Below are 11,673 nucleotides of genomic sequence, written 5' to 3' on the forward strand. Positions count from 1 at the left end.
GTTTCCAACCTTACTATTTTTTATTCAAAAATGATTCTTTTCCGCTTCGTACTTCAAAATAAAACAACACCGTAACTAAGGCTACGATGTTGTTTTGTTTTACATTCAAACAAAAATTGACTTATTTTAATAGAATGTGTTTGTAGTAAAAGGCTCTTATTTTTTCTTTTTCAAAATAAACTTATCTAAATTCCATTGCCAATCATTGCTTCCCGATGCATGCAATCTTATAGTGTGTGTTCCCGCAGGTAATTTTAGTACACCTCCTGAAAGAGATTTATAATTACTCCATGAACCATTATTTGTTACATCAATATTAGATATTTTATTTCCATTAAGAATGAATTCAATTTTGGCACCATTAGAAGGAGTAGAGATTTTATATTCAACTGCATATTTCCCGGCTGCTCCTATATGAACATTATATTCAACCCAATCCCCTTTGTTTACAAAATTAATATCAGTTCCATTATTTTTAACTCTTTTCCCTGGTCCTCCTGTAGACCTATCATTAAAGTAACCTCCCGTATTTGAAAAACTTTCTGCTTCAATAACAATCGTAGATTTTATGGCCTTTGAACTTGTTACTTTTCCTCTTTTTAATTTATAAGTATGTACCCAATCCACATACATGGTGTTAATCTTATTGTTTTTTAAGTCACTTTTTTCGGCTAGGCCTCCAAGCCATGGTACATCTTTGGTCCATAAATCCCATATTAAATTTAAGTCACGAGAAAAATTACGTCTGGTCTTTACTTTACCTGCTGGTTCACCATCCAAATAAAACTGCACATTATTTTTATCGATCCACCACGCACCCACAGTATGGAATGCTTGATTCCATTTAACACCTTTAAGTGGGTTTTTTGAAGATAATTTTCTATTATCAAAATTCCCTTTTGATCGTTCGTTATTTTTATTTACTGTAATAAAATATTGCGAACTCATTTGCCACGGGTAATCTGGCTGGCATTTACAAGATGGTTTAGAATTATTTTCAATAATATCAATTTCATCTCTATTATCGGCGTTTCCATTATTCATCCAAAACGTATTGTACGCAGAAATATGAGCCGTTCTAATCCGAGACTCGGTATACATGGGGTATTTTATTTGCGCCTTGGATTGTACTCTTGAAGTTTCAAACCATCTTTTTCGATCCCTACCGAGGGTCGCTTTAATCCATAATTTCCCTTTGGATACTCCCGAATTTTGAGCTACCATTTTTACTGGCACTCCATAATTCCATAAAGGCTTAAACCATTTTTTATCATCCCATTTATCAAATTCATCTGATAATTCAGGAACACTTTGCCATATGTAACCTTGAGGTGGTTTTGGCTGAGCAACGAGTGATGTAATTATATACATGTAGCATATAATTATCAATAAAAACTTTGGGGCGGTATTTTTATTCATAATAATGTAATTTACCCCTTAATTTAATGAATATATCGCAAAAATCATAATTTTTTACCGATAAAACTCACTAAAAATACGATAAAATACATATTTTTCTAATTATCAGCATATTAAGATATTTTAGGCATTGATAAAAATTCATAAAACACTGAATTACAACAAACAAAATACAACTCAAATATTACACCTTATAAAAAACAAAGACTCTATACTGACTATTTTCCTACAATACTGTAAATAATCAATAAATTTTATTTACATAAAATTTACAAACACTCTTCTATTAAAAAACATTAGTCATTCCAATGTGCATCAATCACTTTTTGGATATGTGGGTATTTAGTATCCTCTTCATTCAACTCCGCTCTAGTTGCTTTTAGCTTGGCTTTCATATCCTTTATGATTGAAGCATATGTTGGATCATTATAAGCATTATTCATCTCCTTTGGGTCTTTATTCATATCATAAAACTCCCAAGCAACTGGCGTATGGCGTGTAAAATCATTCCCCCAACTTTTTTTGTTCCATTCAGCTTCGGGATTATCGGTATCTACCCAATACTTTCCGTAATAAAAAATAAGCTTATAGTCCTTAGTTCTAATACCAAAATGAGCTGGATTAGCATGCCTATGTGCCATATGCATCCAATAACGGTAATAGGTAGCGTCTCGCCAATTTTCGGGTTCTTTACCTGTTGCTAATATGGATTTAAAACTTTTCCCCTGCATGTAACTAGGCACCTTTCCTCCTGCTAATTCCAACATCGTAGGGGTGAAATCTGTGTTATTAATTAATGCACCATTACGCTGTCCTGGAGTAATCATTTTTGGATATTGAATTAGTAAAGGCATTCGCATCGATTCTTCATACATCCAGCGTTTATCTACATAATCATGTTCCCCCAACATAAACCCCTGATCGCCTGTATAAATCACTACCGTGTTTTCCAACAAGCCTTCGGCTTTTAAATAATCCATAATGCGTTTTACATTATCATCTACCCCTTTAACACATCGTAAATATCGTTTTACAAACTCTTGATAAGTTCTACTTGTATGTGCTTTTTCAAGATTATTATGATTAAATGGCTTGTAAGCATCAGCTTTTAAAGCTTGTGCATTCCCAAAATCCTTCCAATCTTTATCCTTCCATGTACTCATTCCTTTATGGCGTACTATATTTCTTCGGGAAACCGAAGACCCAATTACTCGAGTTAATGAATCGTTTTTACCCCTAGTGGCTACCGACCCATTATTGGCATTATAATACATACTTGCCGGTTCTGGGATCCATTTGTCTTCCAAATACTCTTTGTAACGTGGTGCAAATTCAAAATCATCATGTGGAGCTTTAAACTGCGGCATTAACAAGAAAGGTTTGTTTGGGTCTCGCTTATTTTTTAGCCAATCTAACGTTAAATCAGCTACATTGTCTGATGAATGCCCTTTGCGTTTAATTACATTTTGACCCCAAGGCTTTGGCCCTCGTACTCTAAATTCGGGATCAAAATATTTTCCTTGTACAGGGAATACACAATAATAATCAAAGGCTTCTGGCTCCTCTTCCAAATGCCATTTACCAACAATGGCAGTTTGGTAGCCTAACTTTTTAATTTCGGTAGGTAAGTATTGTTTTTCGGGCGGTAATGAACCTTCTAAATCGATAACTCCATTAGCCTGACTGTATTGACCTGTTAAAATAGCCGCTCTACTAGGTGTACAAATAGAATTGGTTACATAACAACGATCAAAAACAATCCCCGATTTTCCAATTTTATCAATAGTAGGCGAAGGATTTAAACCTGCTAAACGACTCTCATACATCCCTATCCCTTGAGTAGTATGATCATCGGCCATTATATATACAATATTCGGGGGTGTTTGCGCTTGTTTATTTTTTTCAACTTTTGCACATGCTACCGAAATCAAACTTATTCCTACTACTACTAATTTATATATGTGATTCATTTTTGAATTTTAATTCTGCAAAATTATCTTTAATTTTATAGGCTACACCAAGAAGCGCTTTAAAATATTGACTATTTATTTTCTTCTCTTTCTTTTTTGTATGTTTTCACATATTCACTTGGCACCATTCCATATTGTTTTTTAAAACATTTTGAAAAATACGACGCTGTATTAAAGCCAGTCATATACATAATTTCTTTTACAGACATATCACTCTTTTTAATCAACTGAACAGCCCGCTTTAAACGCACACTTCTAATAAACTCACTGGATGAAAGCCCTGTAATTTCCTTTAGCTTAAGGTACAAATTACTACGACTCATCCCCATTTCGGCTACTAATGTTTCCACACTAAATTCGGTATCCATCATATGATCCTCAACAATACCCATGGCTCGTTTCATAAATTTTTCATCGACAGATGTTACTGTTATCTCGCTAGGCTCCAAAGAAACTGTGGTTTTATATTTTTGTCTTAATGATTCTCGTTTAGAAATGATATTATTTATTTTTAGTACCAATACATCTAAATCAAAAGGTTTCCTTACAAAATCTTCAATTCCCAGGGCAAGTGCTTCTCGCTCTGTATCGGTACTGGATTTGGCTGTAAGTAAAATAATTGGAATATGACTTGTTTTTTGATCTAGCCTTAACTGCCTACTCATTTCCAAACCATCAATATTAGGCATCATAATATCACTTACTATTAATGATGGCAATTCTTTTTCTGCCATTTCAAGGCCTTCTTTACCATCAGCAGCTTCGTATATATCATAAGTTTTTTCAAGACCTTGTTTTACAAAAGTTCGAATATCTTCATTGTCTTCAATTAATAACAGCTTAGGCAACTTTGATTGCTTTTCTGCGTCAGCATTTGTTTTACCAAACTCAGCTTTTAATTCTCCCGTAAGGGTATTAGAATCTGGCAGTACATTAGGCATAACATCTCCTTGCAATTCTTGTTCCAAGGCTTCCATTTTTGCTGCCGAATAGGATGCTAACTCTAAAGGAAATAGCACGGAAAAAGTAGTTCCTTTACCGAGTTCGCTCTGTACATTTATAAAACCTTCATGTAATTCAACCAAACTTTTAGTAAACGAAAGTCCAATACCTGCTCCTTGTACATTCTTTTTCCGCTCAACATAATAACGCTCAAAAATATGTGTCACCTTTTCGGGAGGAATCCCTTTACCTGTATCTTTTATTTGAACTACTATGTATCCCGATAAATCTAAGGTTTTATTAAAAATTTGAGGATTTTCAAAATTGGCTCCTTTATGAATTTCTACACTAATTGAATTTCCTTCTGGAGTAAATTTAAACGCATTAAAAAGTAAGTTATTCATTATTTTTTCAAGTGCATCGGGATCAAATGGCAATTCAATATCTTTTTCAGGAGCTATGACATTAAAATCTATTTTCTTTTTATTAGCCATAAATAAAAATGGCCCTGTGGTTTCTTCTATAAATTCAACAATATTTAATTTACTAAAATGAAGCTTTAACTTTTCGCGATCCAATCGCCTAAAATCCAACAACTGATTTACTAAACGCAGTAAATAATTAGCATTTTTATTCATCAAATTGTATTGTTTCATACGATCTTCTGAATTCAATTCCGCTTCGTTTTTTTCTAAATAGTCTAAAGGGCCTTTGATTAAAGTTAATGGTGTTCTAAATTCATGAGAAATATTGGTAAAGAATTCCAATTTCATTTGCTGAAGCTCTTCGGATTTTTCTTTCTCCATTTCATTTACTTGGAGTTGATGTTTTTCTTCTGCTCTTTCAATGGTATTTCTTCTAAAAGCTATTAACAATCCCAACCCAATTAATCCATACACAAAATAAGCGAAGGGAGTTTTCCAATACGGAGGGGTAATTTCAATAGCAAGGGTTTTAATTTTGGGACTCCAAAGTCCATCATTATTTGATGCTTTTAATTTAAACACATAATTCCCATAAGGGATATTCGTATAGGTTGCATACCTTTTTTTGGCATTGGTATTTATCCAATCTTGATCAAAACCTTCTAATTTATATTGAAATTTACTTTTTTCGGGAGCCACATAATGTGCTGATGAAAATTCAATTGAAAAACTATTTTCTTTGTATTTTAAATTTACATTTTGGGTATCGTTTAGTGTGTGTTTTAGTAATACACGTCCTTCTAGCTCCTGCCCTACATCCACTTTTTTATTCAACAGCAATAAATTGGTAAGCAGTGGAGGGGCTAGCGTTTTGTTATCTTCGATTTGTAAAGGATCGAATACATTAAAACCATCAATACCACCAAAAATTAATTGCCCATTATTTCTTTTTAAACTGGATAGTTCCAAAAATTCATTTCCTTGTAAACCGTCGTTAATATTATAACTACGTGTTTTATTTGTTTCAGGATTAAATTTAGTGAGTCCATTGTTTGATGAAATCCAAAGATTATTTTGATCATCCTCTTCAATAGACTTTATAATATCATTTACTAAACCATCTTTTACCGAAAAACGATTAAACCTTCCGGAATCAATCGTATTCCCTGGAACTAATTGATTGACACCACCCCCAAAAGTCCCTACCCAAATACTTCCTTTTTTTGATTGATGTAAAGCCAACACATAATTATGTGACAAGCTGTTATTATCATTCGGGTCATTTTTATATACCACAAATTTTGGATCATTACTCCGCAACTCCGATTGAGGTATCATATTTAATCCATCGCCAGTTCCTATCCATAAATTCCCTTGATCATCTTCTAAAAAACTTCTAATAATACGATTGCTTAATCCATTTAAACGTTGTGGAAAATGACTTTTACTATAACTGCCATCTGTTTGAGGAATCCACCTGTATAATCCGTTACTATAAGATCCAATCCAAATACTTTTATCTTGAGTTTGAGTAATTGAAAAAACCGCATTAAAACCTAAGTCTATTTCTTCAAAATCTTCTATTGAATAACTCCCTTTTTTTAATTTTAATCTACTCAAAAATGGCACTCTTTCCGAACCAAAAAACAAGTAACGCCCATCGGGTTGTTCCACCTCACATATAGCAAAAACATCAATTAATTTATCAAAACTTTTAAACGCATTGTATATTTTGCTTTCATCTCCACTCACACTCACATTTAAAGCCCCATCCTCGGTTCCTACCCATAGCAATCCGTTTGAATCTTGAAAAATAGAACGTACATTATTGTGACTTAAACTATTCGCATTAAGCTTTTTTTGAACGGTCATAAATGGATTCCCTTTAGGATACATTTTATTGACTCCTCCACCTTTAGTTCCAATCCAAACTACATTGGAACGATCAATAAAAACATCACGAATGGTATTTCTATTTATACTTTTTAAGTTAATGATATCGCTTTTAAAGCCTTTTTTATCATAAAATTTTTTGCCCACCGGGTCATACTTAAAACAAAATAATCCATCGGGACTACCTGCCCATAGCTTATTATCGGTATCAATGGCAAAATTTATAAATGTTCCTTGATCCACTAACTCAAACTTACTTAAAGCATCTTTTTTATAAAATAAACTCTCTGGTGCTGCCGCAAGGATTCCACCATAATTATCCTCAATCACTTTTGTTATCACCACCTCTTTCCATAAACCTTCTTGTTCGGTAACATTAATAAAAGTCATTTTTCCTCTATCATTAGTAAAAGCTTTATACAAACCCGATCTACTTCCTATCCATATTTGTTCCTTACTATCCTGAAAAATTGATGTGGTAAAACCAAATTCATAATTTGAATTTGTTTTTCCGGGGATATCATAATAATGTTCAAATTTCACCTCATTAGGGAGTGCATTTATATTTAATACATCGACTCCCAAAGGAGTTATTATCCATAATCTATTTTGATGATCAATATACATTGAAAGTACCCTATTCGAATTTATTGAATGTTCATCATTTGGGTTATTCCTAAAATTAACGGCTGTTTCTGTTCGAGGGTCAAATCGAGAAATTCCCATATCCGTATTTAATGTCCAAATAAACCCATCATTATCAACAACAAGTTTATTGATCAAATTGGTAGGTAAACTTTGTTCATTTTCGGCAGATGATCTGTATGTGATAAAAGAATAGCCATCATATTTATTCAATCCATCGTGAGTGGCTAACCAAATAAAACCATTATTATCCTGACAAATACTGTTTACATCATTTTGCGAAAGTCCCTGTTCCGATGTAATATGTTCAAAAGTGATATTTTGTTGCGCCTTTATGGAAATTAAAGCAAGTACCATAAAAAAAACACTGCTTATGCTTTTCTTTTTATTAAAACGATTATAAATCATAAATAATGGGAGGTTTATTCATAAATATACAACAAGCATTCAACTATTCGCTTATAATTATTGCATAGGGGCTAATTACTCTAGCCTTGCAAGTAATTACATAAATTTTGATTTTTCACAGTGATATGTGTAAATCTATTGTTCATATGTATAAAATAGGTTTAAATTAGAGCCTTTACACATCAGCTTACCTCATACTCCAATTACAACTTAAAACAAGCTTAGTAAACGCGTCCATCTCATTTTATACATCTTTTACTCAAAATTGATATTTTTTAATAAGTGAAAAATGAATGCTAATTTTCATAAGCTAATTCATACTACTAAAAAGGATAAATAGTACTTTTATAGTCGAACTTCATTCCTATATATGCAGTCATTTTTAGATCAAGTTGTTTCTTATTTAATCGCACTAAAACCTACTGATTTTAATCAGTTAGTCGTGGTGCTTCCTAGTCAACGTGCAGGCCTTTTTTTAAAAAATAAATTGGCACATGCCCTTGCGGGAGAAACTAGAATTTTACCCGAAATTAATAGTATTGAAACATTTATTACTGAATTATCGGGCTTGGAAACGATTGATAATAACGAAATTTTACTCTTGTTTTATGAAGCTTACCTAGAAAAATGCCCCGAAGAGGAGCAAAAAGACTTTGAAAATTTTATGTCCTGGGGACAAACCTTACTTCAGGATTTTAATGAAATTGATCGGTATCTTGTAGATCATGATGCTTTTTTTAAATACTTGTATTACATCACAGATCAAAAACACTGGTTTTTACAAGAAAATAAAACACATTTAATTGAAAATTACATTCAATTTTGGGAACGCTTACAACTATATTATACCGCTTTTGCGGAAAAATTAAATAACATAGGAAAAGGCTACCAAGGCTTACAATATCGCCAAGCTGCCGATTATATTGAAACCTATGCTACCGAAAATAATAAAAATTTCCTATTTGTTGGTTTCAATGCCTTAAATGCCGCAGAACAAAAAATTATAAAAACCTTAATCAACGAAAATAAAGCACATTGCCTTTGGGATGCTGATGCTTATTTTATGAATGATTATGACCATGATGCGTCTTTGTTTTTAAGGACTATTCAAAAAGAATGGAAAGGGATCGATGCCATTGAACAAAGTATCCACCATAGTTTTGAAGCCAAGAAAAACATACATATCACCGGAGTTCCAAAAAATATAGGGCAACTAAAATACGTGGGACAATTGCTTCAGGATTTTAGCCCCGAGCAATTATCAAAAACAGCATTAGTCCTCGCCGATGAAACTTTATTACTCCCTGTTTTAAGTTCTTTGCCTCAAAATGTTCAACATGTAAACATTACCATGGGATTGCCTTTAAATCAACTCCCTTTTGCCGCATTTATTCATCAATATTTTACTTTAAAAAGCAGCTTACAAACTGCTGCTACTTTTTATTACAAAGATCTTATTTCTGTATTACAAAGCCCTTATACCAAAGTACTTTTAGGAAAAGATCAATGCAATCAATTATATGACACTATTATAAAAAACAATTGGGTATATATTAATCCCAAAATGCTATTTGAAGACTTGCATACACAAAATAGCGCTGCAGCTAAACTTTTGTTTTCAGTATCTAAAAACAATACACAGTTAGTAACTGATTTGTGTCAAATTACTGATAAGCTTTGTAATCATTATAAAGCTATTGACAATACAGAACAACTTGGTTACACACATAAGTTTCTCATTATTTTTGAAGAACTCCTTGATTTAGTGTCCGAATACCCAAATATCAACACTTTAAAAGTAGTACAACAATTACTGAATGATAAAACAAAAAATGAAAAAATCGACTTTCGGGGTGAACCTTTCCAAGGTTTACAAATTATGGGGGTATTAGAATCCCGTTGTTTGGATTTTGAAACAATACTAGTAACATCGGTAAACGAAGGCATTTTACCATCGGGCAAAAAAGGAAACTCTTTTATTCCTCACGACCTTAAACTAGATCTTAAACTACCTACTTTTAAAGAAAAAGATGCCATTTATGCCTATCACTTTTACCGTCTTTTACAACGCTGTAATACGGCGCATTTACTTTACAATACCGAAGTTGATGAATTCAATTCGGGAGAAAAAAGCCGATTTATACAACAATTAGAATTAGAAACACATCCCAATCATCACATTACCCATTCCATTGTATCCACAAACAATGCCCCTAATTATACACCCATAACCGAAATTGAGAAAGACATAAACGTCATTAATAAATTAAGCCAAATAGCTCACAAAGGATTTTCGCCTTCGGCTTTAGGCGCCTACTTACGTGATCCTTTAAGCTTTTATGAGCAATATATTTTAGGCGTTCTAGAAACCGAAGAAGTTGAAGAAGAAGTAGCTGCCAACACTCTTGGAACAGTAATTCACAATGTTTTAGAAAATTTTTACAAACCCTTAACTGGTCGCCTTGTTGCTGCTCATGATATCCTTGAAATGCAAAAAAACATACGTACTGCAGTTGAAAAAGAGTTTCAAGCCACCTACTCCACCAACCAAATTAGTACCGGAATCAATTATATTACATTAGAAGTAGCTATTGAATATATCTCTAAATTTTTAAAACTAGAATTAGCAGAAATCAAAGCGGGTAACGAAATTCATATTGTTGCTATAGAAAGTGATATTGCCACTCAAATAGCAGTGCCAAACTTACATTTCCCTATTGCTATTCGCGGAAAAGTAGATCGAGTTGATCGTTATAATGGTCAACTTCGAATTGTGGATTACAAAACGGGTACCGTAAATGCCGCAGATTTAAAAATTAGAGACTGGAATGGCTTATTAGAGGATGACAAACGTAGCAAAGCATTACAAATACTCATGTATGCCTATATGTATTGCTCCAAAAACTCGATTACCGAGCCTGTTCACGGAGGTATTATTTCATTTAAAAAACTAAACGACGGCTTTTTATCATTTGCTAAATATCCAGAAAAAGGAAGAACAAGTGACCCTAATATAACATCTGAAATTTTTAAGAATTTTTTAGAACAACTTCAGCAATTAATCACTGAAATTTGCGACATAAATACTCCTTTTATAAAAAAAGAGCCTAAAACATTTTTTAAATGACCTTAACCATCCATAAAAATATTCCTCTGGTAGGAAAACACAAAAAAGCCATAGTTACCGATTTTATATATAAAAAATCAAACACTAAATTACCCGTTCTTATTTTTTGTCATGGATATAAAGGTTTTAAAGACTGGGGCCCTTGGCAGCTTATGCTAAAAAGCATAGCTAATAATGATTTTTTTGTGGTAGCATTCAATTTTTCACACAATGGAGGTACTATTGAACAACCTATTGATTTCCCAGATTTAGAGGCTTTTGGTAATGATAATTTTTCAAAACAACAGGATGATTTACAAGCTGTAATTGACGAAATAACCGCCTCCAATTTCAAATTTAACGAATTGGTTGACACCTCTAACATTACCCTTATGGGCCATTCACGCGGAGGCGGTGTAGTTACCATTAAAGCTTCCAATGAATCAAAAGTCACCAAAATAATTACCCTAGCCGCCATTGCCTCGTATAATGACAGCTTACCTGCTAAAGAAAAGATTGCTCAATGGCGTAATGAGGGCGTGCTATATGTTAAAAATGGACGTACCAAGCAAGACATGCCTTTGCATTATCAATTATTCGAAGATTATCAAGCAAATCAATCTGCATTGGATATTTCTGCTGCGGCAAAAAAATTAACCATCCCTCATTTAATTATTCACGGAAAACAAGATCCTACTGTACCTTATAGTAAAGCTGAATTATTACACCAATGGAGTCAAAAAAGCAAATTACTGCCCTTAGATACCGATCATGTTTTTAATGCCAAACACCCTTGGTTAAACGATCAAATGCCTCCTGCCCTAACACAAGTCACTCAAGCTATTTTAAACTTTTTAAAATAAAC

At 33.1% G+C, this 11,673-nt stretch carries 5 protein-coding genes; 2 read left to right on the plus strand and 3 right to left on the minus strand.

Features of this window, described 5'->3' with window-relative positions:
• Positions 1-156 precede the first annotated feature (156 nt).
• The 3 genes from KQA_RS0212120 to KQA_RS0212130 all read right to left on the minus strand — a co-directional run bounded on the left by KQA_RS0212120 (position 157) and on the right by KQA_RS0212130 (position 7,702).
• Complete coding sequence (locus KQA_RS0212120; RefSeq protein WP_010181490.1) at positions 157-1,419, minus strand: carbohydrate-binding protein; 1,263 nt, start codon at positions 1,417-1,419, stop codon at positions 157-159.
• A 296-nt stretch (positions 1,420-1,715) separates the two neighbouring features.
• The gene (locus KQA_RS0212125; protein WP_010181493.1) at positions 1,716-3,389 is read right to left on the minus strand and encodes a sulfatase family protein; all 1,674 of its coding nucleotides are present in this window, start codon (positions 3,387-3,389) and stop codon (positions 1,716-1,718) included.
• A gap of 71 nt (positions 3,390-3,460) precedes the next feature.
• Positions 3,461-7,702, minus strand: coding sequence for a hybrid sensor histidine kinase/response regulator transcription factor (locus tag KQA_RS0212130; protein ID WP_010181494.1), 4,242 nt, complete (start codon positions 7,700-7,702; stop codon positions 3,461-3,463).
• A gap of 370 nt (positions 7,703-8,072) precedes the next feature.
• Here KQA_RS0212130 and KQA_RS0212135 point away from each other — a divergent pair, with 370 nt between their 5' ends.
• Together KQA_RS0212135 and KQA_RS0212140 are read left to right on the plus strand one after the other, a co-directional pair.
• Positions 8,073-10,829 carry a PD-(D/E)XK nuclease family protein gene (locus tag KQA_RS0212135; protein ID WP_010181496.1) on the plus strand — a complete coding sequence of 919 codons (2,757 nt, stop codon included), beginning with the start codon at positions 8,073-8,075 and terminating at the stop codon, positions 10,827-10,829.
• A complete protein-coding gene (locus KQA_RS0212140; RefSeq protein ID WP_010181499.1) occupies positions 10,826-11,671 on the plus strand; it encodes an alpha/beta hydrolase family protein in 846 nt (281 codons plus the stop codon). The genes KQA_RS0212135 and KQA_RS0212140 overlap by 4 nt, the downstream gene beginning before the upstream one ends.
• Positions 11,672-11,673: the final 2 nt, after the last annotated feature.

The sequence above is a fragment of the Aquimarina agarilytica ZC1 genome (genome assembly GCF_000255455.1).
GTDB classification, from domain to species: Bacteria; Bacteroidota; Bacteroidia; order Flavobacteriales; family Flavobacteriaceae; genus Aquimarina; species Aquimarina agarilytica.